This window comes from Thiohalocapsa sp. ML1, assembly GCF_001469165.1.
Lineage (GTDB): Bacteria > Pseudomonadota > Gammaproteobacteria > Chromatiales > Chromatiaceae > Thiohalocapsa.
In genome coordinates this window covers 19,487-44,029 of record NZ_JABX01000024.1, presented here as the reverse complement: position 1 = coordinate 44,029, position 24,543 = coordinate 19,487, and the positions used below count along the sequence as shown (strand labels likewise).

Annotated in this window: 22 protein-coding genes; 7 read left to right on the top strand and 15 right to left on the bottom strand. The window is 68.9% G+C overall.

The features are described from left to right. Positions 1 to 96 precede the first annotated feature (96 nt). The 4 genes from ML01_RS15795 to ML01_RS15780 all read left to right on the top strand — a co-directional run bounded on the left by ML01_RS15795 (position 97) and on the right by ML01_RS15780 (position 4,315). Positions 97 to 1,197, top strand: a complete 1,101-nt coding sequence (locus tag ML01_RS15795; protein WP_216819204.1) for a polyamine ABC transporter substrate-binding protein — start codon at positions 97 to 99, stop codon at positions 1,195 to 1,197. A gap of 42 nt (positions 1,198 to 1,239) precedes the next feature. Continuing rightward, on the top strand, positions 1,240 to 2,391 hold the full coding sequence (locus ML01_RS15790) for an ABC transporter ATP-binding protein (protein ID WP_082674341.1): 1,152 nt from the start codon (positions 1,240 to 1,242) through the stop codon (positions 2,389 to 2,391). Positions 2,392 to 2,591: 200 nt separating this feature from the next. Continuing rightward, the gene (locus ML01_RS15785; protein WP_058556367.1) at positions 2,592 to 3,509 is read left to right on the top strand and encodes an ABC transporter permease subunit; all 918 of its coding nucleotides are present in this window, start codon (positions 2,592 to 2,594) and stop codon (positions 3,507 to 3,509) included. Then, on the top strand, positions 3,506 to 4,315 hold the full coding sequence (locus ML01_RS15780; protein WP_058556366.1) for an ABC transporter permease subunit: 810 nt from the start codon (positions 3,506 to 3,508) through the stop codon (positions 4,313 to 4,315). Before ML01_RS15785 ends, ML01_RS15780 begins: the two co-directional genes overlap by 4 nt. A 168-nt stretch (positions 4,316 to 4,483) precedes the next feature. Here ML01_RS15780 and ML01_RS15775 read toward each other — a convergent pair whose 3' ends face one another. The 15 genes from ML01_RS15775 to cutA form a co-directional block, all read right to left on the bottom strand. Further along, positions 4,484 to 5,239: a Uma2 family endonuclease gene (locus ML01_RS15775; protein ID WP_058556365.1), complete on the bottom strand. Its 756-nt coding sequence runs from the start codon at positions 5,237 to 5,239 to the stop codon at positions 4,484 to 4,486. A gap of 602 nt (positions 5,240 to 5,841) precedes the next feature. Beyond that, on the bottom strand, positions 5,842 to 7,947 hold the full coding sequence (locus ML01_RS15770) for a transglutaminase domain-containing protein (protein ID WP_058556364.1): 2,106 nt from the start codon (positions 7,945 to 7,947) through the stop codon (positions 5,842 to 5,844). Further along, the gene (locus tag ML01_RS15765; RefSeq protein ID WP_058556363.1) at positions 7,947 to 8,780 is read right to left on the bottom strand and encodes a symmetrical bis(5'-nucleosyl)-tetraphosphatase; all 834 of its coding nucleotides are present in this window, start codon (positions 8,778 to 8,780) and stop codon (positions 7,947 to 7,949) included. Before ML01_RS15765 ends, ML01_RS15770 begins: the two co-directional genes overlap by 1 nt. Before the next feature lie 174 nt (positions 8,781 to 8,954). After that, positions 8,955 to 9,335, bottom strand: a complete 381-nt coding sequence (gene apaG / locus ML01_RS15760) for a Co2+/Mg2+ efflux protein ApaG (protein WP_058556362.1) — start codon at positions 9,333 to 9,335, stop codon at positions 8,955 to 8,957. Between the two features lie 78 nt (positions 9,336 to 9,413). Then, on the bottom strand, positions 9,414 to 10,187 hold the full coding sequence (gene lpxA / locus ML01_RS15755) for an acyl-ACP--UDP-N-acetylglucosamine O-acyltransferase (protein ID WP_058556361.1): 774 nt from the start codon (positions 10,185 to 10,187) through the stop codon (positions 9,414 to 9,416). Between the two features lie 87 nt (positions 10,188 to 10,274). Next, positions 10,275 to 11,843: a bifunctional phosphoribosylaminoimidazolecarboxamide formyltransferase/IMP cyclohydrolase gene (gene purH / locus ML01_RS15750; RefSeq protein WP_058556360.1), complete on the bottom strand. Its 1,569-nt coding sequence runs from the start codon at positions 11,841 to 11,843 to the stop codon at positions 10,275 to 10,277. A gap of 607 nt (positions 11,844 to 12,450) precedes the next feature. Continuing rightward, positions 12,451 to 12,783 carry a helix-turn-helix domain-containing protein gene (locus tag ML01_RS15745; protein ID WP_254045279.1) on the bottom strand — a complete coding sequence of 111 codons (333 nt, stop codon included), beginning with the start codon at positions 12,781 to 12,783 and terminating at the stop codon, positions 12,451 to 12,453. After that, the gene (dusB, locus tag ML01_RS15740) at positions 12,780 to 13,775 is read right to left on the bottom strand and encodes a tRNA dihydrouridine synthase DusB (protein ID WP_058556401.1); all 996 of its coding nucleotides are present in this window, start codon (positions 13,773 to 13,775) and stop codon (positions 12,780 to 12,782) included. The genes ML01_RS15745 and dusB overlap by 4 nt, the downstream gene beginning before the upstream one ends. Positions 13,776 to 14,178: 403 nt before the next feature. Further along, a complete protein-coding gene (gene prmA / locus ML01_RS15735; protein WP_058556358.1) occupies positions 14,179 to 15,093 on the bottom strand; it encodes a 50S ribosomal protein L11 methyltransferase in 915 nt (304 codons plus the stop codon). Positions 15,094 to 15,184: 91 nt separating this feature from the next. After that, on the bottom strand, positions 15,185 to 16,525 hold the full coding sequence (gene accC, locus ML01_RS15730; RefSeq protein ID WP_058556357.1) for an acetyl-CoA carboxylase biotin carboxylase subunit: 1,341 nt from the start codon (positions 16,523 to 16,525) through the stop codon (positions 15,185 to 15,187). Further along, complete coding sequence (gene accB, locus ML01_RS15725; RefSeq protein ID WP_058556356.1) at positions 16,522 to 16,977, bottom strand: acetyl-CoA carboxylase biotin carboxyl carrier protein; 456 nt, start codon at positions 16,975 to 16,977, stop codon at positions 16,522 to 16,524. Before accB ends, accC begins: the two co-directional genes overlap by 4 nt. 36 nt (positions 16,978 to 17,013) lie before the next feature. Further along, the gene (gene aroQ, locus ML01_RS15720) at positions 17,014 to 17,463 is read right to left on the bottom strand and encodes a type II 3-dehydroquinate dehydratase (RefSeq protein WP_058556355.1); all 450 of its coding nucleotides are present in this window, start codon (positions 17,461 to 17,463) and stop codon (positions 17,014 to 17,016) included. A gap of 232 nt (positions 17,464 to 17,695) precedes the next feature. Then, on the bottom strand, positions 17,696 to 18,256 hold the full coding sequence (locus ML01_RS15715; RefSeq protein ID WP_058556354.1) for a TlpA disulfide reductase family protein: 561 nt from the start codon (positions 18,254 to 18,256) through the stop codon (positions 17,696 to 17,698). Further along, positions 18,253 to 20,631, bottom strand: coding sequence for a protein-disulfide reductase DsbD (dsbD, locus tag ML01_RS15710; protein ID WP_082674340.1), 2,379 nt, complete (start codon positions 20,629 to 20,631; stop codon positions 18,253 to 18,255). Before dsbD ends, ML01_RS15715 begins: the two co-directional genes overlap by 4 nt. After that, a complete protein-coding gene (gene cutA / locus ML01_RS15705) occupies positions 20,610 to 20,951 on the bottom strand; it encodes a divalent-cation tolerance protein CutA (protein WP_058556352.1) in 342 nt (113 codons plus the stop codon). Before cutA ends, dsbD begins: the two co-directional genes overlap by 22 nt. 474 nt (positions 20,952 to 21,425) lie before the next feature. Between cutA and ML01_RS15700 the strand changes: the two genes are divergently transcribed. The 3 genes from ML01_RS15700 (at position 21,426) to groL (ending at position 24,155) form a co-directional block, all read left to right on the top strand. Continuing rightward, positions 21,426 to 21,848: an FxsA family protein gene (locus ML01_RS15700; protein ID WP_058556351.1), complete on the top strand. Its 423-nt coding sequence runs from the start codon at positions 21,426 to 21,428 to the stop codon at positions 21,846 to 21,848. A gap of 303 nt (positions 21,849 to 22,151) precedes the next feature. Next, positions 22,152 to 22,442, top strand: a complete 291-nt coding sequence (gene groES, locus ML01_RS15695; RefSeq protein ID WP_058556350.1) for a co-chaperone GroES — start codon at positions 22,152 to 22,154, stop codon at positions 22,440 to 22,442. A gap of 69 nt (positions 22,443 to 22,511) precedes the next feature. Next, positions 22,512 to 24,155, top strand: a complete 1,644-nt coding sequence (gene groL / locus ML01_RS15690) for a chaperonin GroEL (protein ID WP_058556349.1) — start codon at positions 22,512 to 22,514, stop codon at positions 24,153 to 24,155. The last annotated feature ends 388 nt before the right edge of the window (positions 24,156 to 24,543 follow it).

Genomic DNA, 24,543 nt, shown 5'->3' with positions numbered 1-24,543 from the left:
GCCGGGCTCAGCAGACCATGCCGACGCTCGATTGTGCTTTCGGGCGGGCCGGCTCATGCATTAGCATGCGCGCGTCAGCCCGAACGGAGAATTGCGTTGCCTAGTCTGCCCCTGCTTCGCGTCGCACTCGCATCCCTGCTGCTCGGCGCTGCCGCCGTTGCGGCTGCCGAGGACAGCGTGCACGTCTACAACTGGAACGACTACTTCGCCGCGGACACCCTCTCGGGCTTCCAGCAGGCCAGCGGCATTCGACCGGTGCTGGACCTCTACGACGCCAACGAGGTGCTGGAGGCCAAGCTCCTCGCCGGCAGCAGCGGCTACGACGTGGTTTTCCCCACCGCGCGGCCCTTCGCGGCGCGGCATATCGCGGCCGGGCTGTACCTGCCGCTCGACAAGTCGAAGCTGCCGGGGCTGGACGACCTCGACCCGGCGATCATGCAGAGCCTGGCCAAGATCGACCCAGACAACGCCCACGTGGTGCCGTACATGTGGGGCACCTCCGGGCTCGGCATCAACGTCGGCAAGGTGCGCGCGGCCCTCGGCGCAGACGCGCCGCTCGACACCTGGGCGCTGGTGTTCGATCCGGCGCAGTCCGCAAAGCTCAAGGACTGCGGCATCAGCCTGCTGGACGACCCGACCGAGGTGTTCTCGGCGGCACTGGCATACCTGGGCAAGGACCCGAACAGCCTCGACAAGGCGGACCTGGAGGCCGCGACGACGCTGTTGAACGAGATCCATCCGAACATCCGCTACTTCCATTCCTCGCAGTACCAAAGCGACCTCGCCAACGGCGACCTCTGTGTCGCGATGGGCTATTCGGGCGATGTGCTGCAGGCGCAGAGCCGTGCGGAGGAAGCGGGCAACGCTGTGGAGATCGCCTACGTTATCCCGCGCGAGGGCGCCGCGCTGTGGACTGATGTGATGGCGATTCCCAAGGACGCACCGCACCCGGATGCGGCGCACGCCTTCATCGCCCACCTGCTGCAGCCGCAGGTGATCGCGGACGTGTCCGACTACGTCTACTACGCCAACCCCAACCTCGCCGCGACGTCGCTGCTGGAGGAGGAGCTGCGCGAAGACCCCGGCATCTACCCGCCGCCCGAGGTGAAGGCGCGGCTATTCGTGCCGAGCGAGCGCAGCGACCGCGACATCCGCGATCTCAACCGTCGCTTCACGCGCATCAAGGCGCAGCGCTGAGCCGGCGCCCGCCATAGCCCGGTCACGCCAGCCGGCATCGCCATGGCCATCCCGGATCAGCGCCGCACGCTGGAGCCCTGGCAGGACCCTGAGGCCGCCCCCTATGTGCGCATCGAGCGGGTCACGAAGAAGTTCGGCGATGTCTATGCCGTCGACGACGTCAGCCTGAACATCTACCAGGGCGAGTTCTTCTCGCTGCTCGGCAGCTCCGGCTGCGGCAAGTCCACGCTGTTGCGACTGCTGGGCGGTTTCGAACAACCGACGCTCGGGCGCATCTACATCGACGGCACCGACGTGACGGACATCCCGCCCTATGCGCGGCCCGTGAACATGATGTTCCAGTCCTATGCGCTGTTCCCGCACATGAGCGTAGAGCAGAACGTCGCCTTCGGGCTGAAGCAGGACCGGATGCCGCGCGCCGAGCGAGCGGAGCGCGTCGGCGAGCTGCTCGCGCTGCTCAAGGTCGAGGAGCTGCGCAAGCGCAAGCCCGACCAGCTCTCCGGCGGCCAGCGCCAGCGCGTGGCGCTTGCCCGCAGCCTGGCCCGGCACCCGAAGCTCCTGCTGCTCGACGAGCCCCTCGGCGCGCTCGACAAGCGCCTGCGCGAGAACACCCAGTTCGAGCTGGTGAACCTGCAGGAGCGGCTCGGCATCACCTTCGTCACCGTCACGCACGACCAGGAAGAGGCGATGACGATGTCCACCCGCATCGCCGTCATGGACGTGGGGCGCATCATGCAGGTGGACACCCCGACGGCCATCTATGAATACCCCAACAGCCGCTTCGTCGCGCGCTTCATCGGCTCGGTGAACCTGTTCGAGGGCAAGGTGGCGGCCCTAGACGGAGACCAAGTGCTGGTGCAGAGCCGCCTCGGCCGCAGCATGCGCATGCGCTGCCTGTATCCGCTGGCGCTCGGCACGCCGGTGACCGTGGCCGTGCGCCCGGAGAAGATCCGCCCCTGCGCCGACTATCGCGAGGATGGTGTCAACCAGCTCAAGGGCGTGGTCGAGGACATTGCCTATCTCGGCGACGTGTCGATCTACCGGGTGCGCGTCGGCGAGCGCGCCGACCCGAGCTCGCGCATCGTCGAGATGACCCTGACCAACATCCAGCCGCGCACCGAGCAGGCGCTGACCTGGGAGCAGGAGGTGGCGATGGAGTGGGCGCCCACCAGCGGCGTGGTCCTGCCGGAGTAGCCCCGCCTCACCCACCGGCGGCGAAACAACCATGCAATCCACGACAACATCGCCATCCCGATCGCGATCGCCATTTCGCAGCCCGCTCGTTGGCGCATTGGGCCAAGGGCCAAGGGCCAAGGGAGCCGTCCTCGGCCCTTGGCCCTCGGCCCTTTTTCGTCGATAGCGATACCTAGCGCAATTCTCCACTCATCGCCGCAATGACCTTGCCTCACCCGCGACGCCGCCTGAGCCGACTCGTCAACATCGGCGTGCCGTACCTGTGGCTCGGCCTGTTCTTCTTGTTGCCGTTCGCCATCGTGCTGCGCATCAGCATCGCGGAGCCGGCGCTGGCGCAGCCGCCCTATACCGCGCTGTGGGAATGGGTTGGCGACGGCGTGCTCGCGGTCCAGCTCAACTTCCAGAACTTCATGCTGGTGGTGCAGGACGAGCTTTACCTCGCCGCCTTTCTCAATTCGCTGCTCGTCGCGCTCGTCTGCACGGTGCTGTGCTTGCTCCTCGGCTATCCGATGGCCTATGCCATCGCCACCAGCAGCGCGCGCTGGCGGGTGCCATTGCTGCTGCTCATCGTGCTGCCGTTCTGGACCTCGTTCCTGATCCGCGTCTACGCCTGGATGGGCATCTTGAAGCAGAACGGGCTGCTCAACAACTTCCTGATGTGGCTCGGCGTCATCAACGAGCCGCTCGCGATCCTGCACACCCAGCTCGCGGTCTACATCGGCGTGGTGTATTCCTATCTGCCGTTCATGATCCTGCCGCTGTACGCGAACCTGACCCGGCTCGACTTCAGCCTGCTGGAGGCGGCGGCGGACTTGGGCTGCCGGCCCTGGCGCGCGTTTCTCAAGATCACGCTGCCGCTGTCCTTGCCCGGCATCATCGCCGGCAGCATGCTCGTGTTCATTCCGGTGGTGGGCGAATTCGTGATACCGGACCTGCTGGGCGGGCCGCAAAGCCTCATGGTGGGCAAGATGCTCTGGACCGAGTTTTTCTCGAACAAGGACTGGCCGCTGGCCTCGGCGCTCGCCGTGGTGCTGCTCGCGCTCCTGGTGGTGCCCTTCGTGCTGATGCAGCGGCTGGGACAGCGGCTCGACGACGCGGCCGAGGCGCACACCCGATGAAGCGCAGGCGCTGGCCACTGCTGGCCGTGCTCGGCTTCGGCTATGCCTTCCTGTACGTGCCGGTGCTGTTGCTCATCGTCTACTCGTTCAATGAATCAAGGCTGGTGACGGTCTGGTCCGGCTTCTCCGTGAAGTGGTACGGCGAGCTGCTCGCCAACCGCCAACTGCTCGATGCCGCGTGGCTCAGCGTGCGCATTGCCGCCGTCAACGCGACCTTCGCCGTGATCCTGGGCACGCTGGCCGCCAATGCGCTGGTGCGCCACGGGCGCTTTCGCGGGCGGACGGGCTTCGAGCTGTTGCTCACCGCGCCGCTGGTGATGCCGGATGTCATCATCGGCCTGTCGCTGCTGCTGCTGTTCGTGGCGATGCAGCAAGTCATCGGCTGGCCGGACGGGCGCGGCTTTACCACCATCGCGATTGCGCATATCACCTTCAGCATGGCCTACGTGGCCGTGGTGGTGCGCGCGCGGCTGGCGCAGATGGACCGTTCGCTGGAGGAGGCGGCGATGGACTTGGGCGCCCGCCCGCTGACGGTGTATCGCACCATTACGCTGCCACTGATTGCGCCGGCGCTCCTGTCCGGCTGGCTGCTCGCCTTCACGCTGTCGCTGGATGATCTGGTCATCGCAAGCTTCGTCTCCGGCCCCGGCTCGACCACCTTGCCGATGGTCATCTACGCCAGCGTGCGCATGGGCGTGTCGCCGCAGATCAACGCGCTCGCGACGGTGATCGTTGCGCTGGTGACGCTGGCGGTGGTTGTTGCGGCGTTGACGATGCGAGAGAGGGGAGAGAAGTTTGAAGTTTGAAGTTTGAAGTTTGAAGGGTGAAGGGTGAAGTTTGAAGGGTGAAGGGTGAAGGGTGAAGGGTGAAGGGTGAAGGGTGAAGTTTGAAGGGTGAAGTTTGAAGGGTGAAGTTTGAAGGGTGAAGTTTGAAGGGTGAAGTTTGAAGGGTGAGCGACATGCTCGGCCCTCGGGCTACTTCTCACCGGGGTCCAGTCCGGCGGCGCGTAGGCGCTCCGCGAGCGCGTCGGCGCGCTGGCGCTCGGCGTCGGCGCGTGTGCGCTCAGCCTCGGCGATCTGACGTTGGGCCTCGGCTTTGGCTTGTTCCTGCAAGGCGCTTTCCGCCGGTGTCGGGATCAGCGCGCCGTCCAGGTCGAAGAAGCGAAGCTGGCGCTCGTGCACGCCGAGGCGCATCTGCAGGGCCTCGCTCAGCCGATGGCCGCTGGCGTCGGGCGGGATCGGCTCGTAGCGGTGCTCGGCCGAGAGCCGAAACCCTTCGAATTCCAGCGTGATTGGGTGGAACCAGAAGTATTCCGGGGTGCGGAAGACATCTTGGTAGAGCCGCTTCTTGCCATTGCGGTCCGTCGCCGCGGTGCTGTTGGACAACAGCTCGATGATCAGGTCCGGATAGCGCCCGCCCTCTTCCCAGACCACCCAGGAGTTGCGTTTGGCGGGCTCCGCCGCGTTGACAACAAACAGGTCCGGTCCGCAAAAGCGTCGGCGGGTCAGCTCGTTGCGGTCGTAGTAGATGGACAGATTGGCACCGATGAAGAAGCCGCTGCGCTCCCGCCAGGCCCATTGCAGCGTCGAGGTCAGCAGCGCGAGCTGTTCGTCGTGTTCCGGGGATTCCATCTGCGGCTCGTCGCTGAGCAGTAAACGGGCGTGCGGCATCCGCTCCGCCAGCTCGGCAGGCATCAGGGCGCGCTCGACAATGTCCGCGGGGGTTGCCATGGGTCGCTGCACTTACTCAAGTCAGCAAAGCTGCGAGTCTAAAACATCTCGCCCCAGGTTAGTGCCTGATCGGGCTCGAAATCGAAATCGAAACTCTACCCCTAACCCTGGGCTATCCCCAGGTTTTAGAACCAAAAAAGCAGGGGCTCAGTGCATCCCTCCGACCTGAGATCGGGACCGGAATCCCAGCCGTTTCGCCGACGCGCGGCTGACTGGGAGCGCCGGCTTTCCAGCCGGCTCGGCGCCGTCGCGGCTCGATGCCGCGTCGGCGTCGCCTGGGCTGGCACAAGGGCACAAGCGCAGTCGCCCGCCCGGCGGCGCGGCATGGGCAGTCGACCTGCTCCAGCGCAGCAGTCGATCGCGCGCCGGGGGCATCGAGCCCCCGGCGCGCGAAGCCGGCTGGAAAGCCGGCGCTCCCAGTCCGTGGCGGCTCGGCTGTCCAGGCCGATTTTGTGGGGATACCTCAGCCCCTAACCGCATTTAGCTCAAGCGGCGCCGAAGTGCGAAACCCTTGTGTCGTGCGCTGTCGCTCACCGTCGATAGCGACAGCCCGGGCTTGAGCCGCGACGGGGGTTGGTCTTGTAGGGCATCGACACCGCCGCTCAGCGTGAGCGCGCCACCGGGGCGCCGCGCCAGCGTTGCCGGCAGTCGGCGATGCGTGCGGCCAACCGCTCGCGTGAGGCGGCATCGAGGCCGGCGGGGTCGAAGCGACTTCGGTAATAGAGCCTGACTGCCTCGGCGAGCCCGGTGGCCGCATCGACGCGCTCGGCGCCGAGCCGTCCGGCCCACTCCAGCAGCGTCTCGCCGGGTCGGCGGCCGTGGCCGTGCCGCGCGGCGGCCTGCTCCAGCGCGGCGAAGGGCGACTCCTGCCGCACGGCGGCGACGGGCAGGGCGGCTCGGCCACGCCCGCGCCGCGCCCGTCGCAGGATGCGCCAGGCGAGGATCAGCACCAGTGCCGCGAGCGGCAGCAGGAGCCAGTTGCGCTCGCCGCGGTCCTCTTGGGCGGCGCCGGAGATCGACAGCCGAAGCCACGCGAGATAGTCGGCCATGCCCTGCGTCCACGGGCGCCGCGCGGCCTCGAAGGCGCCCCAGTCCGGCGGCGTCGGGTCGAAGGCCCGCCAGCGCCCGTCGATGTACGCGAGCACCCAGGCGTGGGCGTGGCTGTCGCGTGCGATCCAGGCGTCTTCCAGCGGGCTGAACTCCTGCACCGACCAGCCGCGGGCGTAGCGCGTCGGGATGCCCGCCGCGCGCAGCGTCAGCGCCGCCGCGGTGGCGAAGTACTCGCAGTGGCCGGCGCGTGCCGTGGTCAGAAAGTGCGCCAACGGGGCGACGCCGTCGGGTGCCTCCGGCAGCGTCAGCGTGTAGCGGAAGGCTTGGGCAAAGTGCTCTTGCAGGCGGCGCAGGGCCGCCTCGGGGGGCAACTCGGCGAGGCCCAGGGACTCGGCGAAGGCGGCCACGGCCGCCTGCTCGCGGCCGACCAGGCGCAGCTCCGCCGTGGTGGGCGGCGCCTCGGGCGGCGGAGCAGCGCCCGGCGCGATCGCGCGCACGCGGTAGTTCAGCAGCGGCTCGTTGCTGCCGGCCCGGTAGCGGACGGTGCCGAAGCCGTTGCGATGCAGCTCCTTGCCCGGCAGGCCCGTGACCACGGCCGCATGTGCCGGCAGCGGCAGCAGGCCCTCGGGCGCGCGCAGCAGCATAACGATGCGCTCGCCCGGCCCCGCCGCGGCGTCGGCGTCGGCGAGCAGCGTACGCCGCCCGTCCGCGTCCGGCAGCGGCTCGAACAGCGAGCCCGTCGTGAACCAGGTGCCGTCGAACCAGCGGTCGTAGCTCGCGCTCTGGAGCAGCAGGCCGCCGTCGATGGGGGCCCGCGGGTAGACGCGCAGCAGGATGCGATCGGAGCCCTTGAGCCGGCCGACATCGCCGATGGCGGTGGTGGCGCGGTACGGGTCCATGGTGGTGCCGAGCCACTGCTCCATCCAGCGCACCACGATGCGCTCGACCTCCGCATGCCCGGCGCGCAGCCCCGCGGCCATGCCGAGCGCGATGACCAGCACAACCACCAGCGTGCCCGCGAACAGGCGCTGCCGGCCCGCCGTCGCCCCGCGCGGCCACAGCGCCGCCGCGGCGAGCAGCGCGAGCGCCGGCAGGTACAGCGCCGTCTCGGGCGGGATCATGGACGCCGCGATGACGCAGAGCAGCACGTAGCTAGAGCGCAGGTCGAACAGCGCCTCGCCGCCCGGGCGGCTGCCGCCGTTGCCCCGACGCAGGCTGAGAAAGAGCACCGAGAGCTCGATTCCGCCCCGCTGTCCAAAGAGCTGGACGGCGAGCAGCGGGAACAGGAGCCCCGGCAGCCACTGGATCAGCAGGATCAAGGCAGTGCCGAGCCGCGGCTGGTTCAGGATCAGCCAGGCGGCGGCGAGCACGATCATGACGTTGCAGAGGTCGGCGACGCGCCGGCGCTCCTGCAGCGCCAGCTCGAAGCGCCAGCCGCGCCAGGCGGGCAGCGCGGCCAGCAGCGCGAGCGGCAGCGCGAGCCACCACAGCCCGCTTAGCAGCCCCCAGAACGCGAGCGCCGCCGGGACCAGCCAAGGCGGGGGCTCCGCGTGGCCGCCGGCGGCGACAATGGCGTCGGCGATGGGCGTGTCGGCAGTGGGTATCGGGGGCGGGCGCGCCCTATGCGAGTGCCGTCGAGCCGAGCCCCCGAGCCGCATCAGCCGGGCGTCTGATAGCCGGGGCAGTCCAGGTCGAAGACCTTGATGGGCTGCTTGCGCCGGATGCGCACGGCGGTGAGCCGGCTGCCCCAGACGCAGCCCGTGTCCGTGGCCCAGACGTTGTGCTCCGCGAGATAGCCGAGCGCGGACCAATGGCCGAAGACGATGCGCAGCTCCCGGCTCGCGCGGCCCGGCACCTTGAACCAGGGCAGGGCGTGGTCGGGCGCATCGGCGGGCGGTGCCTTCTCATCGAGCAGCAGCCGACCGTCGGCGGTGCAGTAGCGAAGCCGCGCAAAGCAGTTGGTGATGAACCGCAGCCGCTCGACGCCGCGGAGGTCATCCGACCACTGATCCGGCTGGTTGCCATACATCGCCTGCAGAAAGTCGGCATAGCCCGGGCCGCGCAGCTCCACCTCCAGCTCCGCGGCGCAGGCACGCGCCCGGGCCAGGTCCCATTGCGGCGGTAGCCCCGCGTGCACCATCGCGAAGCGTTTGTGGTCGCTGTAGTGCAGCACCGGGCGGTGGCGCAGCCAGTACAGCAGCTCGTCGCGATCCGGGGCCGCGAGCACGTCGTGCATCGTGTGCTTCTTGGACAGCCGTGCATCGCCGTTGGCGAGCGCGAGCAGGTGCAGGTCGTGATTGCCGAGCACCACCACGGCCTGCTCGCCCAGGGCCTTAAACCAGCGCAGCACCGCAAGCGACTGCGGCCCGCGATTCACCAGGTCCCCCACCGACCAGAGCTTGTCCTTGGCGGGGTCGAATTCGATGTGGTCCAGGAGCCGGCGAAACTCGTCGTAGCAGCCCTGGATGTCGCCGACAGCGTAAGTGGCCATATCCGCTCCTAGCGATGCGGGTCGTCGGCTGCCCGAGGCCCGAGGCCTCTCAAACCGCGGTCTCGTGTTGAAACTGGAAGCATCTGCATGCTTGTCGCGCCGTTAAAGGGACCGGACCCGAGGGCCAAGGGCCAAGGAGGCCTCCCTCGGCCCTCGGCCCTCGGCCCTTTCAAGCTAGTGCAACCTGCCCCGATCGCCGAGGGAGAAGGCCGCGATCTTGGCATCGAAGCGGGTCCCGTCGTCGGCGAGCATGTCGTAGCTCCCGTGCATGCTGCCGACGGGAGTGGCAATCTGCGTGCCGCTGGTGTAGCGGAAGGACTCGCCCGGGTTCAGGTGCGGCTGCTCGCCGACGACGCCCGCCCCGCGCACCTCCTGCACCTTGCCGTTGGCGTCCGTGACCACCCAGTGGCGGTTCAGCAGCTTCGCCGGCACCGAACCGTTGTTGCGGATGGTGATCGTGTAAGCGAAGACGAAGCGGTCGTCAGCCGGGTCCGACTGCTCGGCGATGTAGTCGCTGACGGCGGTGACCTCGATGCGATAGGGCTCGTCGGCCATCTCGGGCTCCTGTGACGTGTCTGTCGTTGTGTTCGGGTCGGCCGCCCGGTGCAGGACCGGCCGATGATACGGGCCCCTTCATGCGAAACCCGTGACGCCGCGCTCGGAGCCGCGGCAGAAGGCGACGATGGCGTCGGTGTCCGGCCCGGGCAACGTCTGCTCGGCGCGCTCTAGGGCCTCGGCGAGCCTGAGCCCGGAGCGGAACACGAGCTTGTAGACCGCCTTGATCCGCGCGCGCCGCTCGGCGTCGAAGCCGTTGCGGCGCAGCCCCACCAGGTTTAGCCCGACGATACGCGCGCGTTGGCCGTTGGCGATGACGAAGGGCGGCACGTCCTTGGACACGCCGCTGACGCCGCCCAGCATCACGTAAGCCCCGATGCGGCAGAACTGGTGTACGGCCACCTGGCCGGAGACGAACACGTGGTGTTCCAGCTCCACGTGGCCGGCCAGGGTTGCCGTGTTGGCAAAGACGTTGTCGTCGCCCACCGTGCAGTCGTGGCCCACATGGCTCCCGGTCATGAAGAAGTTGCGGCTGCCGATGCGGGTGCCCGTGTCGTACTTGACGCCGTGGCTGATGTTGACGCACTCGTTGAAGATGTTGTCATCGCCGATGCTGAGCGGCTTGCCCTTGTCCGGCGTATAGCCCAGGTCCTGCGGCACCGCCCCGATGGTCGCGCCATGCCCGACGCGGTTATTCCGCCCGAGCCTTGCCGCGCCGTAGATGCGCACGCAGCTCTCGATGACGCAGCCCTCGCCGAGCACGGCACCGGACTCCACGATGGAGTAGGGTCCGACGGACACGCTCGGGTGCAGGTCTGCGCCGGGCTCGATGATGGCGGTGGGATGAATCATTGCAGGGGCTAGGAGCTGGGAGCTAGGAGCTAGGCGGTGGGGATCAGGCGTCCTAGCCCCAAGCCCCTAGCCCCTAGCTCCTTCCCCTCAGTGCCGAAAATGCCGCATCCCCGTGAACACCATCGCCATGCCGTGCTCGTCGGCGGCGGCGATGACCTCGTCATCGCGCATGGAGCCGCCGGGCTGGATCACCGCGGCGATGCCGTTCTCGGCGGCTTGGTCGATACCGTCGCGGAACGGGAAGAAGGCATCCGATGCCATCACGGCAGCGGCCACCGTGAGTCCCGCGTGCTCCGCCTTGATGCTGGCGATGCGGGCGGAGTTGACCCGGCTCATCTGCCCCGCGCCGACGCCGATGGTCCGGCCGTCGCGGGCGTAGACGATGGCGTTGGATTTGACGAACTTGGCCACGCGCCAGCCGAACAGCAGGTCGCGCATCTCGGCGTCCGTCGGTGCGCGGCGCGTAACCACCTTGAGCTCGGCGGTCAACGCCAGGTCGGCGTCCTGCACCAGCAGCCCGCCCAGCACGCGCTTGAAGTCGAGAAAGGGCGCGGGCTCGGCCTGCCAGGCGCCGCAGGCCAGGAGGCGCACGTTCTTCTTCGCGGCGACGGCGACGGCGGCCGCGGGGGTGACGCTCGGGGCGATGATGACCTCGACGAACTGCCGCTCCACGATGGCCTCCGCGGTGGCGCCGTCGAGCTCGCCGTTGCAGGCGATGATGCCGCCGAAGGCGGACTCGGGATCGGTGGCGAAGGCGCGCTCGTAGGCGTCGAGCAGCGTGTTGCCGTAGGCGACGCCGCAGGGATTCGCGTGCTTGACGATGACGCAGGCGGGGCCGGCGCTGAACTGCTTGACGCACTCGAGCGCCGCGTCGGTGTCGGCGATGTTGTTGTAGCTGAGCGCCTTGCCCTGGAGCTGCTCGGCGGCCGAGATCGATGCCGGCACCGGCTCGCGGGCGGCGTAGAAGGCCGCGGCCTGGTGCGGGTTCTCGCCATAGCGCATGGGCTGGCGCTTGGTGAACTGTAGGTTGAAGGTCCGCGGCAAGCCCTCGGGTTTGCGCTCGGGATGCTCGACGATGCGGCCCAGGTAGTTCGCGATGGCGCCGTCGTAGGCCGCCGTGTGCTCGAAGGCCTTCACGGCGAGGTCGAAGCGCGTGGCCTCGCCCACCGCGCCCTGGTTGTCGGCCATCTCCGCGAGCACGCGGGCGTAGTCGGCGGCGTCGACGACGACGGTGACGTCCTTGTGGTTCTTGGCCGCGGCGCGCAGCAGGGTCGGCCCGCCGATGTCGATATTCTCGATGGCCGTCGGCAGGTCGCAGTCCGGCTGCGCAACGGTGGCCTCGAACGGATACAGGTTCACGACGACCAAGTCGATGGGCTTGATCTCGTTCTCGTGCATGACGCGCTCATCGATGCCGCGCCGGCCGAGGATGCCGCCGTGGATGCGCGGATGCAGCGTCTTCACGCGCCCGGCCATGATCTCCGGAAAGCCCGTGTGCTCGGAGACCTCCTTGACCGGGATGTCCGCCTCCGTCAGGAGCTTTGACGTGCCGCCGGTGGACAGGATCTCGACGCCGTGCTCGGCGAGGGCGCGGGCGAAGTCCATGAGGCCGGTCTTGTCGGAGACGCTGATCAGGGCGCGGCGGATCGGATGCATGCGGGGCCTCGCGTGGGAAAGACGGTGGCGCGGCGCCGGGCAAATCGGGCGCCGCTCGGATGGTGCTGCTGCCGGTCGGGGCATGCCGGTGGCACCGCGCACTTGACCGATGATTATGCCACCGGCGGCGCGCGTTGGTGCCGGCTTGCGGCAATGGCGAGGGCGGGCGGGCACGGCAGCGGCTCGGGCGGCCCCGGTCGGGCGACGCGGCAGGCCCCGAATCCGCTCGCGGCACGGGTGGCGACAACGACGAGTGCCCGGACGCTTGGGCAAGACTCACGGCATGAATGGACTGGATTGCTTGACGGCGCCGAATGCTTGCAGATGAGTCACGTTTCACGGCGACACGGCGCTTGCAGGCAAACGGCCATGGCGACCAGCGCCACCCCGGAGGATGAAAGGCGCTGCTCGCCATGGCCGTTCCCCTCACCCCGGCCCTCTCCCAGAGGGAGAGGGAGATTAAGGAGCGCGCTGCGCGCGACTTTCATGGTAAAGGGCCGAGGGCCAAGGCCCAAGGGAGCCCGCCTCGGCCCTCGGCCCAACGCGCCGACGAGCGGGCTGCGCCAGAAGAGGTGCCGTATCCTGGTCGGTCTGAGGCTCTGCCTCGCTAGGCGGTGGTCGCTGCGTCTGCGATGCAGTAGGCGGCGAGCTTCTTGCGCAGCGTGCTGCGGCTGATGCCGAGGATGCGCGCGGCGGTGGACTGGTTGTGCTTGGCGCTTTCCAACACGGTTTCGATCAGTGGCCGTTCGATCTCGTCCATGACCAGCCGGTGCAGGCCGGTCACGTCGTGGCCGTCCATATTGCGCAGGTAGGTGCACACGGCGGCCCGCACGCTCTCCCGCAGCGGCTCGTCCCGGCGGGCTGGGACGACGCTCAGCGTCCTCCAATTCGGGTCTCGATCATCCATCTGTACAACCTCGGCTGCGACTGCGCTGCTCATGCGGCATCCTCCAGTCTGCGCACGCTGTCGAAGCGTGCGCGGATTGCTGTCGTCTGTTGTTGTGGTGTCTCCGCCCGGTTGATTCGGGCTAAGAAGTCGTGATCGGCTGCTCGCCTGCCGGCACGCCCGCAGAGGTACCAGCCGACGTGCTTGCGGGCGATGCGCACGCCCCGTGCCGCACCATAGAAGCGGTACAACGCATCCAGGTGCTCGAGCAGCAACCCGCGAATCCACTCGGGCGACGGCGGCGCCAGGTGCTCGCCGGTGGCGAGGTAATGGCCGATCTCGCGGAACAGCCAGGGCCGCCCCTGCGCCGCGCGGCCGATCATGACGGCATCGGCGCCGGTGTCGGCGAGCACCGCGGCGGCGCCCTCGGGCGAGTCGATGTCGCCGTTGGCCACCAGCGGCAGGTCGATCTCGGCGCGCAGGGCGCGCAGGCTGTCGAATTCCGCGACGCCGCCGTAGCCGCAAGCGCGGGTGCGCCCGTGCACGGCGATGAGCGCAATGCCCGCCTCCCGGGCAATGCGCGCGATGCGCGGCAGGTTGCGCGTCTCGGGCGACCAGCCGGTGCGCGTCTTCAGCGTCACCGGCACCGGCACCGCCCGGACCACGGCCTCCAGAATCCGGCCCACCAGGGCCTCGTCGCGCAGCAGGGCCGAGCCGGCGGCAGCCTTGCAGACCTTCCTGGCCGGGCAGCCCAGGTTGATGTCGATGATCTGCGCCCCCTGGCCGACGTTGATGCGCGCGGCCTCCGCCATGCTGGCCGGATCGGCGCCCGCGATCTGCACGGCGATGGGGCCGGGCTCGCCGCGGTGGTCGGCGCGCTCGCGACTCTTGCGGGAATCCATCAGCGCCGGGTTGGCGGACAGCATCTCGGACACCGCGAGCCCGGCCCCGAGCCGCCGGCACAGGGTGCGGAAGGGTCGGTCCGTGATGCCAGCCATGGGCGCCAGGATGAGGCGGTTCGCGATGCTGATAGTCCCGATTAGCAGTGGCCCGGTCTGCGTGCGCGGCGGCGCTCCCGTCGTCTCGTGCTGCTCCGGCTCCCCGGGGCCCAGCCAGTCTGCATCGACGCGTACCGGCCCGGCCGAAGGCTGGCCGTGGCGCTGTCCGATCCCGGACGGCTCGGGGTTTACCCTATCAGGGATCGGTGGCGTCGCGCACGCGGACATTGGGTCACGTCGGAGCGGAGGAGCGGTTGGGGAGGAGGCGATTCTAGCCAAACTCGACCGCCGGCACAGTGCCCGTGCCCCTCCCGCCTGACGGGTGGCGCCGGACATTTGCACTGAGCGTGTTCTATCGGGCCGCCACAGGCCCGCGGTTGCAGGCGCCCTCTTAACCCGATCGAGTCAGAGGGTCATCTCACCGTGTGCGATTGCGCCGACCGGCGCGCGCTCAGCGGCGCCGGCCCGTCAGCAGCGCCCACTCGTCGCGGGACTCGGCGGGCTCCATGCGAAAGTACGCCTCATAGGCATCACCGACGGTTGTGGCCTGGTGGCTCAGGATGCCGGAGAGGCCGAGCGCCGCGCCCGGTGCGGCGAGTCGCGCGAGGGTCGGCGCCAGCTCCAGCAGGGGGCCGGCGAGGATGTTGGCGACGACGACATCCGCCGGCAGCGACGGCAACTCCTCGGGGCGGTAGATGGCGAGGCGCCCCAGCACGCCGTTGTTGATGGCGTTGTCGACGGTCGCGTCGAGCGCCTGCGGGTCATGGTCCACGGCCACGGCGGCCGCGGCGCCGAGCTTGAGCGCGGCGATGGCGAGGATGCCGGAGCCGCAGCCGAAGTCGAGCACCCGCTTGCCGGCGAGCGGCAGCCCGTCGAGCCAGGCCAGGCACAGCGCCGTGGTCGGGTGATGCCCGGTGCCGAAGGCGAGCCCCGGGTCCAGGTCCAGGATGACGCCGTCCCAGTCCGGTGCATCGGCCTCGGGCGGGCGCTCGCCGCGGGGGCAGACCCAGAGCCTGGTGCCGAAGCAGGTGGGGCGGAACTCCTCCAGCCAGACCCGCTCCCAGGGCCGGTCATCCAGCGTGCTGATCAGGGGCGGCGCAAGCGCGAGCCCGCCGAGCGCCTCGGCGGCGGCCTGCGCGGCCATGCTGCCGGCGTCGTCGTCGTCGAATAGCGCGGTGATGCGCAGGCGCCGCCACAGCGGCTGGGCGCCGGGCGCCGGCTCCCAGACCCCGCCGGCCTCGGGCTCCGTCGGCGGCTCGTCCGCGGCGTCGTCCAGCGTCACCGCCAGCGCGCCCGCGCCCTCCAGCGCGGCCTCGACCAGCTCCGCCTGCTGGCGGTCGATGAGCAGGGACAGTTGCAGCCACATGGGGGGGAAGGGGCTAGGGGCTAGGGGCTAGGAGCTAGGGGCTAGGAGCTAAGTCCGCCTAGCCCCTAGCCCCTAGCACCCAGCCCCTTCCTCACATGCCGAGTTTCTTCTCAAGATAGTGAATATTCGCGCCGCCCTGCTGGAACGCCGCGTCCTTCATGATCTGGCGGTGCAGCGGGATGTTGGTGTCGATGCCCTCGATGACGGTCTCGCGCAGCGCGTTGCACATGCGCGAGAGCGCCGCCTGGCGGTCCTCGCCGTGGGCGACGAGCTTGCCGATCATGGAGTCGTAGTAGGGCGGCACGACGTAGCCCGCGTAGATGTGGGTGTCGATGCGGATGCCGGGCCCCCCGGGGGCGTGGAATTCCTCGATGCGCCCGGGGCTCGGCCGAAAGGTCTCGGGGTGCTCCGCGTTGAGGCGGCACTCGACGGCATGGCCGCGCCAGGCGATGTCCTCCTGCCGGTAGCGCAGGCGCTCGCCGGAGGCCACGAGGATCTGCTCCTTGACGATATCGACGCCGGTGATCATCTCGGTCACCGGGTGCTCCACCTGCACGCGGGTGTTCATCTCGATGAAATAGAACTCGCCGTCCTGGTACAGGAACTCGAAGGTGCCCACGCCGCGGTAGCCGACCTTCGCGCAGGCCGCGGCGCAGCGCTCGCCGATGAAGGTCCGCTGCTCCGGCGTGATGCCCGGCGCCGGCGCCTCCTCGACCACCTTCTGGTGGCGGCGCTGCATGGAGCAGTCGCGCTCGCCCAAGTGGATGGCGTTGCCATAGTTGTCGGCGAGCACCTGGAACTCCACGTGGCGCGGGTTCTCCAGGTACTTTTCCATGTAGACCACGTCGTTGCCGAAGGCGGCTGCCGCCTCGGCCTTGGTCAGCGAGATGGCGTTCAGCAGCGTCGCGTCGGAGTGCACCACGCGCATGCCGCGCCCGCCGCCGCCGCCCGCGGCCTTGATGATGACCGGGTAGCCGATGTCGCGCGCCAGCTCCAGCGTGCGCTTGGTGTTGCTGTCGAGCGGCCCGTCGGAGCCCGGCACGCAGGGCACGCCCGCCTGCTGCATGGCGCGAATGGCGGACACCTTGTCGCCCATCAGCCGGATGGTCTCAGGCTTGGGGCCGATGAAGACGAAGCCCGAGCGCTCCACGCGCTCGGCGAAGTCCGCGTTCTCGGACAGGAAGCCGTAGCCCGGGTGGATCGCGACGGTGTCGGTCACCTCCGCGGCGCTGATGATGGACGGGATATGCAGGTAGCTGTCGCGCGAGGCCGCCGGGCCGATGCAGACGGACTCGTCGGCAAGCAGCACGTGCTTGAGCTCGCGGTCGGCCTCGGAATGTACGGCGACGGTCTTGATGCCGAGCTCGCGGCACGCGCGCTGGATGCGCAGCGCGATCTCGCCGCGGTTGGCGATGAGGATCTTCTCGATCATTCGATGACGAAGAGCGGCTGGTTGTATTCCACCGGCTGGCCGTTCTCCACCAGGATGCGACGCACCGTGCCGGCGCGCTCGCATTCAATCTGGTTCAGGATCTTCATGGCCTCAATGATACAGAGCGTGTCGCCGAGCTTGACCTCCTGGCCCTCCTCGACGAACGACCGGCTGCCCGGCGATGGCGCCCGGTAGAAGGTGCCGACCATCGGCGAGCGCACCATCGTCGCCTCATCGATCTCGGGCTCCTTGGCGGCGGCGCCGGCCACCGGCGCGGCCGGGGGTGCCGCGGCGAGCGCGCCGGCCATGGGCATCTGCATCATGTAGGGCATGGGCGGCATGCTGCCGTGGCGGCTGATGCGCACGGACTCCTCGCCTTCGTGGATCTCGATCTCGGCGACGTCGGATTCTTCGAGCAGCTCGATGAGCTTCTTGACCTTGCGGATGTCCATGGTTTTCTTGTCGTAGTCGTCTGGGGCTCGGTCCGACTAGCGCCGTGCGCCGTCCAAGCGGCTGATGGCGGCGGTCAGCGCCAGCTCATAGCCGATGGCGCCGAGGCCGCTGATGGTGCCCTCGGCGATGTCGGAGAAGTAGGAGTGGGCGCGAAACGGCTCGCGCGCGTGCACGTTCGACAGATGCACCTCGATGAATGGCAGCCGCACCGCCAGCAGTGCGTCTCGGAGCGCAACACTGGTGTGCGTCAAGCCGGCAGGGTTCACCAGCGCGAAGGCGCAGCCGTCGGCCCCGGCGTGCTGCACGGCGTCGATGAGTGCGTGCTCGGCGTTGCTCTGCACCATGCGCAAGCAGTGCCCGGCGGCGGCGGCCTGCGCCGTGAGCCGAGCCTCGATATCCGCCAGGGTCGCGTGGCCGTACTTCTCCGGCTCGCGTGTGCCGAGCAGGTTCAGGTTCGGGCCGTTCAGGCAGAGGATTTGGGCCATGGGCGGCGGGTCTGTGCGAGTGGGGCGGAGCGGACGGACAACCGAAGCGAGCAACAGCGGCGGCGAAACGGCCGCTTTTGCGCGGCTTTGCGCGGCTTTGCGCCCATAACAGCGGCGATCGGCCGGGAAAGCTGCCGTCTGCCAAGCGCGGCACACTCTAAGCCAAACGGCGCGGGATTACAAAGAGCGCTCTGCTCGGATTCGCCGCAGATCGCGACGGATCTCGGCGCGATCAGCCGGATTCGAGCCCCAACAGCGGCACGATATGCGCGCGCACGGTGGCGCCGTCGAGCTCGCCCGTGTGGCTGTAGACGCGCCGGCCCAGCGCATCAAACACCACCGTGAAGGGCAGGCCGCCGGTGCGATTGCCCAGCCGCCGCGACAGCTCCACGGCCTCGATGTCGCCCAAGAGCACGGCATAGTCGACGCGGTTCTCGTCAAGGAAGCGGCGCACCGCGTCGGGGGCGTCGATGGCGATGCCGACCACTTGCAGCTTGCCCGGATCGACGCCGCGCTGGAGCTCGTCCAGCATCGGCATCTCCCGCAGGCAGGGCGGGCACCAGGTGGCCCAGAAGTTGAGCACCACGACCTTGCCCGCCCAGGCATTGCTGGTAACCTCGTGCCCGGCGATGTTGGGCAGGCGCAGATCCGGCAGCGTGGCGATGCGCCCGTCGTCCGCACGGCCGCCGAAGTCGATGTCCTGCTCCTCGAACCAGCGCTCTCCGAAGAGCGCCGCCCCGATGCTGAGTGCGCCCGCGAGCACCGTTACGACGAGCACCTTGGCTGGGTTCACGGGGCGATCTCGTTCAGGTGCGCGGCGAACTCTGCGGCCGGCACGAAGCCCACGAGCCGCCAGCCGCCCAGCTCCTCCCCCGCGGTGTCGAAGAACAGCATGGCCGGCGGGCCGGGGATGCCGAAGCGCTCCTGCATCAGCGCCTTGTCCTCGGCGTCGTTGGCGGTGACGTCGGCCTGCAGCACGACGAACTTCTCCATCGCTGCCACGACGGCCGGGTCCGGGAAGGTGTAGCGCTCCATCTCCTTACAGGTCACGCACCAGTCGGCGTAGAAGTCCAGCATCACGGGCTTGCCCGCGGCGCTCGCGGCGGCGACCTCGCGCTCCAGGTCGGCGACGGTCTTGATGGGCCTGAAGGCCTGGTGCGCCGCGGCCTGGCCGCCACCGGCGGCGACGATGCCCCGCAGCGGCTGGATCGTGTCGCGCCCGCCGGCGGCGGCGCCGACCAGCATCAGTACGCCGTAGACCAGGAGTGCGAGGCCGAGCGCCTTCCAGAGCTTGGTCCAGCCGCCGGACTCCGGTGTCAGCGTGGTGACGGCGCCCAGGTAGACGCCGGAGGCGATGAGCAAGAGACCCCAGAGCAGCATCGCGACGGCCGCGGGCAGCACCCGCTCCACCAGCAGGATGGCCACCGCCAGCAGCAGTACGCCGAACACGGCCTTCACCGCGTCCATCCAGCCGCCGGCGCGCGGCAGGAGCTTGCCGGCGGAGGTGCCGATGGCGAGCAGCGGCGCGCCCATGCCCAACCCGAGACCCAGCAGCGCGAAGAAGCCGAGCACCGCATCGCCGGTCTTGCCGATGAAGATCAGCGCGCCCATCAGCGGCGGCGCGACGCAGGGGCCGACGATGAGTGCCGACAGCGAGCCCATGATGGCCGCGCCGACGAGGGTGCCGCCCTCCTGCTTGTTGCTCATCTCGGCGAGCTTGGTCTGCCAACTGCTCGGCAGTTGCAGGTCGTAGAAGCCGAACATGGACAGCGACAGCGCGACGAATACCAGCGCGAAGGCGCTGAGCACCCAGATATTCTGGAAGGTCGCCTGCAGGTTGGCGCCGAACAGGCCGGCGATGACGCCGACCACGGCGTAGGTTAGGGCCATGGCCAGCACATAGGCCAGGGACAGGAAAAAGGCCTGGCGGGTCGTGATGCGGTCGCCTTGGCCCGCGATGATGCCGGACAGGATCGGGATCATCGGGAAGATACAGGGCGTGAAGGCCAGCAGCAGCCCAAGGCCGAAGAAGATCGCCATGGCGCCGATGACGCCGGTGTCGGCCAGGCGGTTGGCGATCTGGTCCTGCTCCGACACGCGCTCGCCGGGGCCGTCGGCCGCGCTCGCCGCAGCCGCCGGCGCCGTCACCGCGGCGAGGGCGACGGTCTCGGTGGTCACCGGCAGCGCCAGCGCGATGCGGTCGGTGACGGGCGGATAGCAGATGCCGCGCTCGGCGCAGCCCTGATAGTTCGCGACCAGCGTCACGTCGGTCGCCGCCTCGTCGGCGCGCAGCAGCGGCACATCCAGGCTGACGGTGCCGTGGAAGATAGCGACATCGCCGATGGTCCCGTCCGGGCGCACGGTGTCCGGCTTGACCTCGGCGGGCGGCAGCTCGAACGCGCCGATCTGCACGCCGTCCGCATCCTCCAGCGTCAGCGCGATCTTCTCTTCATAAAGGTAGGTGCCGGGCGCGATGTCCCAGGTCAGCGCGAGCTGGTTCGGCCCCACCACCTCGGCGCGGAGCTGGAAGGCCTCCTCTGCCGGCAGGATGTCCTCTTCCAGCCCGAACCCCATGGACTGGCCGCCGGTGAGCGCCTGCGCCAGGGATTGTGCCCGCGGTGCCGGGGCGGCGGCCGGCTCCACCGCGGGTGTCGCGACGGCGGCGAGCCGCGGCAGCTCCAGCAGGATGCGCTGCTTCTGCGGCGGATAGCAGAACCCGGCGTCGGCGCAGCCCTGGGACTTGGCCTCGACGGCGATGATGTCGCCGGCCTCGGCGCCGCGCTGCACCGGCAGGGTCGCCTCTACCCGGTCGCGGTAGATCTCGACCTCGCCGAAGAACTCGTCCTGCTTGGTCTCGGCAGCCGGCAGCGCGGGGCGGCCGAGCTCGATGCCGGGGCTGTCGCTCACGAAGCGGAGCTTGCTCCGATACATGTAATAGCCGGGCTCAATATCCCAGCGCACCGTCACCGCGTCCGGCGCGGCGGCGCTCCCGGAGATGCGGAAGGCCTGGTCCGGCTGCAGAAACTCCTCGGTGGCGGCGAGCACCGCCGTCGGCAGCAGCGCCGACAGCAGCACGAGCAGGACGGAGACGTATGCGGCGCCGCGCAACAGCGGCCGCGCGCGCCGTGGGGCGGGCGCCCGGGGGATCAGGCGTTGGTGGTGGTGCATTGGCGAACCCAATCGAGATAGTGATCGTGGCCGGCCGTGATCGGGTGGGCGATCACCTCCGGCACATCGTAAGGATGGCTTGCGAGAATGCGGGCCGTCAGCGCGTCCAAGCGCTCCCCGGTGGTCTTGATCAAGAGCAGCACTTCGTCGGCGCGCTCAATGTTGCCCTGCCAGCGATAGATCGACAGCGCCCCGGGCAGCAGGGTCGCGCAGGCGGCGAGCCCGGCCTGCACCAGCTCGGCAGCTAAGGACTCCGCGACGGGCCGGTCCGGGCAGGTGCAGTAGACGACATGGACTTGGTCGGCGTGGCTCGTGGGCATCGCGGGGCCTGTGACTATCGCTCAGGTGGCTGTTGTTGTCGTGGTCGTGGTCGCAATCGAACGTGCGCGGCGTTGACGGGCGTTGACGGGCGTTGACTGGAGTTGACGGGCGTTGACTGGAGTGTTGACCTCCAGGTCAACACGGCAACAGAGCGGAAAGCGTCGCAAGTCCGGCGCCGACCGGGAGGCCGGCTCTCCGGCCAGGCCCACGGCGCGGGGCCGGCAGCAGGGTCATCGCGTGCTTGCCGGCGGAGCTTCCGGAACGCCTTGCCAGGGACCCGGCAGCGGGCGCATAGCCTAACGGAAATCACCCCCATTGCGTCGTGGGGTTTGAATCGGCTTTTCCGGACAGATGTTCAGGGTTTGTCCGGCGCCGTCCGGCCGCCGCCGTCTTCGAGACAGCGCGTGGCTGCGGCGGTTCCGGCCCCGGGCGCCTTGGCCCCGACCGCATCCCTGATTGCTGAGACCGCGCTCATGTGGCTTTTCCTTCTGCTCTTCATCGGCGCGCCCCTGGTGGAGCTGTTTTTTCTGATCCGGGTGGGCTCCGTGATCGGTGCGCTGCCGACCATCGCGCTGTCCATCCTCACCGCCGTGGTCGGCGCCTGGCTGGTGCGGATGCAGGGGCTCGCGGTGCTGATGCGCCTGCGCAAGGCCATGGACCGGGGCGAGACGCCGGCCCTCGCGCTCCTCGACGGCGCCGTGCTGCTCCTGTGCGGCTTCCTGCTGCTGCTGCCGGGCTTCGTCACGGACATCGCGGGCTTCCTGCTGCTGATCCCGGCGCTGCGCCGCGCCCTGATCCGCCGGTATGTGCAGATCGTGCCGTTCGGCGCAGGCGTCGGGCCGCAGGACGAGCACCGCCCGCGCATCATCGACGCCGACTACCGGCGCGAAGACTAACCCCGCCTTCGACCCAACCTGACCCAAACCGCCGCTGCATCGCCGGCGCCCGGCCATCCCGGGCGCCGCGTGCGCCCGTGCCTGCGCCGCTCCGAACCCATCTTGGCCCGCCCGGCGGAACCCACTCGGGCCGGCACTGCAACTGGTGGAAACGCGACTTGACAGGGCAAGTGTCCGCCCTATTATTAGCAGCCGCCACTGGTGAGTGCTAACACGCTGCCCGGACGCCCGCCGCGCCACCGGATCGTGTCCGCACTCGCCGTCTACAACCCGCAATCCCGATAGAGCTGAGGGGAACACCTAATGAATATTCGCCCACTGCATGACCGAGTCGTCGTCCGTCGCATGGAGGAGGAGCGCACCTCCGCCGGCGGCATCGTGATCCCGGACTCCGCCACCGAGAAGCCGATCCAGGGCGAGATCATCGCCGTCGGCAACGGCAAGATCATGGACAACGGCGACCATCGCTCGCTCGACGTCAAGGTCGGCGACCGGATCCTGTTTGGCAAGTACTCCGGCACCGAGGTCAAGCTCGACGGTGAAGAATTCCTCGTCATGCGCGAGGACGACATCATGGGCGTCATCGAGTCCTAAAGCCCCGTCTCATTCGTCCGGCCCCGCCGGGGCCACTCAAGCTGATCAGAACATCGAGGAAATCGCGCCATGAGTGCAAAAGAAGTGTATTTCGGCTCCGAAGCCCGCAACCGCATGATGGAAGGCGTCAACGTCCTGGCCAACGCGGTCAAGGTGACGCTCGGTCCTAAGGGCCGCAACGTCGTGCTGGAGAAGTCCTTCGGTGCGCCCACCGTCACCAAGGACGGCGTCTCCGTCGCCAAGGAAATCGAGCTCAAGGACAAGTTCCAGAACATGGGCGCGCAGATGGTGAAGGAGGTCGCCTCCCAGACCTCCGACATCGCCGGTGACGGCACCACCACCGCCACCGTGCTGGCGCAGGCCATGGTGCGCGAGGGCCTAAAGGCCGTCGCCGCCGGCATGAACCCGATGGACCTCAAGCGCGGCATGGACAAGGCCGTTGAGGCCGCCGTGCGCGAGCTGGCCAGCCTGTCCAAGCCCTGCTCCGACAACAAGGAGATCGCCCAGGTCGGCACCATCTCCGCCAACTCCGACGACTCCATCGGCCAGATCATCGCCGAGGCTATGGAGAAGGTCGGCAAGGAAGGCGTCATCACCGTTGAAGAGGGCAAGAGCCTGCACAACGAGCTGGATGTCGTCGAGGGCATGCAGTTCGACCGCGGCTACCTCTCGCCCTACTTCATCAACAACCAGCAGAGCCAGACCTGCGAGCTGGAAGAGCCCTTCATCCTGCTGCACGACAAGAAGGTCTCCAACATCCGCGAGCTGCTGCCCGTGCTGGAGTCCGTCGCCAAGGCCGGCCGCCCGCTCATGATCGTCGCCGAAGACATCGAGGGCGAGGCCCTGGCCACGCTGGTGGTGAACTCCATTCGCGGCATCATCAAGGTCTGCGCCGTCAAGGCCCCGGGCTTCGGTGACCGTCGCAAGGCCATGCTGCAGGACATCGCCATCCTCACCGGCGGCACCGTCATCTCCGAGGAGGTCGGCCTGACCCTCGAGAAGGCCACGCTGAACGAGCTCGGCTCCGCCAAGAAGGTGCAGATCAGCAAGGAAGAGACCACCATCATCGACGGCGCCGGCAAGGACGACGAGATCAAGGGCCGTTGCGAGCAGATCCGCGCCCAGGTCGAGGACACCACCTCCGACTACGACCGTGAGAAGCTCCAGGAGCGCCTGGCCAAGCTCGCCGGCGGTGTTGCCGTGATCAAGGTCGGTGCCGCCACCGAGGTCGAGATGAAGGAGAAGAAGGCCCGCGTCGAAGACGCCCTGCACGCCACCCGTGCGGCGGTGGAAGAGGGCATCGTCCCCGGCGGCGGTGTCGCGCTGGTGCGCGCGCTGACCAAGATCCGCGGCACCATCACCGGCGCCAACCACGACCAGGACGTCGGCGTCAACATCGCGCTGCGTTCCATGGAAGAGCCCCTGCGCCAGATCGTCATCAACGCCGGTGCCGAGGGCAGTGTGGTGCTGAACAAGGTCGCCGACGGCGAGGGCAACTTCGGCTACAACGCTGCCAACGGCGAGTACGGCGACATGGTCGAAATGGGCATCCTGGACCCGACCAAGGTCACCCGCACCGCGCTGCAGAACGCAGCCTCCGTGGCCGGCCTGATGATCACCACCGAGGCCATGGTTGCCGAAGAGCCGAAGGAAGACAGCCCGATGCCCGGCGGCGGCGGCATGGGCGGCATGGGCGACATGGGCATGATGTAAGCCTGCCCCGACCGGCGCCGCGCTTGCGGCGCCACGTGAGCCACGGCACGGATGCCGACCGAAAGCCCCGCTCCGGCGGGGCTTTTTCGTGAGTTTTCCCGACGCTACCTGCCGTCCTCGAACAGGTCAGCGATTGCGTCGTCCGCAGCGTCGAGCTCGTCGCCGATCCTGATCTTGCCGCGCAGGCGCCCAGGCCGCCGTGATGCGCTTGGCTGGGTTGCTGCTGGAGCCTGGCAAGGCACGAGCTGGACGCTGCCGGCAAGTACGGCTGGCGGAGCCGAGTCCAGTCCTGCGCTGGTGACACCGCTCCCGCGGTGTCACCCGTGTGTTGGCGCTCCGCGCCGAGGCACGAGCCGATCGGTGTCCTCGGTAACTGCAAGCACGGCGA

Excerpts from the sequence above, each read along its gene's own strand:
- ML01_RS15790 (WP_082674341.1), top strand. The coding sequence starts at position 1,240 with ATGGCCATCCCGGATCAGCGCCGCACGCTGGAGCCCTGGCAGGACCCT.
- ML01_RS15785 (WP_058556367.1), top strand. The coding sequence starts at position 2,592 with ATGACCTTGCCTCACCCGCGACGCCGCCTGAGCCGACTCGTCAACATC.
- ML01_RS15780 (WP_058556366.1), top strand. The coding sequence starts at position 3,506 with ATGAAGCGCAGGCGCTGGCCACTGCTGGCCGTGCTCGGCTTCGGCTAT.
- ML01_RS15775 (WP_058556365.1), bottom strand. The coding sequence starts at position 5,239 with ATGGCAACCCCCGCGGACATTGTCGAGCGCGCCCTGATGCCTGCCGAG.
- ML01_RS15770 (WP_058556364.1), bottom strand. The coding sequence starts at position 7,947 with ATGCGGCTCGGGGGCTCGGCTCGACGGCACTCGCATAGGGCGCGCCCG.
- ML01_RS15765 (WP_058556363.1), bottom strand. The coding sequence starts at position 8,780 with ATGGCCACTTACGCTGTCGGCGACATCCAGGGCTGCTACGACGAGTTT.
- apaG (WP_058556362.1), bottom strand. The coding sequence starts at position 9,335 with ATGGCCGACGAGCCCTATCGCATCGAGGTCACCGCCGTCAGCGACTAC.
- lpxA (WP_058556361.1), bottom strand. The coding sequence starts at position 10,187 with ATGATTCATCCCACCGCCATCATCGAGCCCGGCGCAGACCTGCACCCG.
- purH (WP_058556360.1), bottom strand. The coding sequence starts at position 11,843 with ATGCATCCGATCCGCCGCGCCCTGATCAGCGTCTCCGACAAGACCGGC.
- ML01_RS15745 (WP_254045279.1), bottom strand. The coding sequence starts at position 12,783 with ATGAGCAGCGCAGTCGCAGCCGAGGTTGTACAGATGGATGATCGAGAC.
- prmA (WP_058556358.1), bottom strand. The coding sequence starts at position 15,093 with ATGTGGCTGCAACTGTCCCTGCTCATCGACCGCCAGCAGGCGGAGCTG.
- accC (WP_058556357.1), bottom strand. The coding sequence starts at position 16,525 with ATGATCGAGAAGATCCTCATCGCCAACCGCGGCGAGATCGCGCTGCGC.
- accB (WP_058556356.1), bottom strand. The coding sequence starts at position 16,977 with ATGGACATCCGCAAGGTCAAGAAGCTCATCGAGCTGCTCGAAGAATCC.
- aroQ (WP_058556355.1), bottom strand. The coding sequence starts at position 17,463 with ATGGCCCAAATCCTCTGCCTGAACGGCCCGAACCTGAACCTGCTCGGC.
- dsbD (WP_082674340.1), bottom strand. The coding sequence starts at position 20,631 with ATGCACCACCACCAACGCCTGATCCCCCGGGCGCCCGCCCCACGGCGC.
- cutA (WP_058556352.1), bottom strand. The coding sequence starts at position 20,951 with ATGCCCACGAGCCACGCCGACCAAGTCCATGTCGTCTACTGCACCTGC.
- ML01_RS15700 (WP_058556351.1), top strand. The coding sequence starts at position 21,426 with ATGTGGCTTTTCCTTCTGCTCTTCATCGGCGCGCCCCTGGTGGAGCTG.
- groES (WP_058556350.1), top strand. The coding sequence starts at position 22,152 with ATGAATATTCGCCCACTGCATGACCGAGTCGTCGTCCGTCGCATGGAG.
- groL (WP_058556349.1), top strand. The coding sequence starts at position 22,512 with ATGAGTGCAAAAGAAGTGTATTTCGGCTCCGAAGCCCGCAACCGCATG.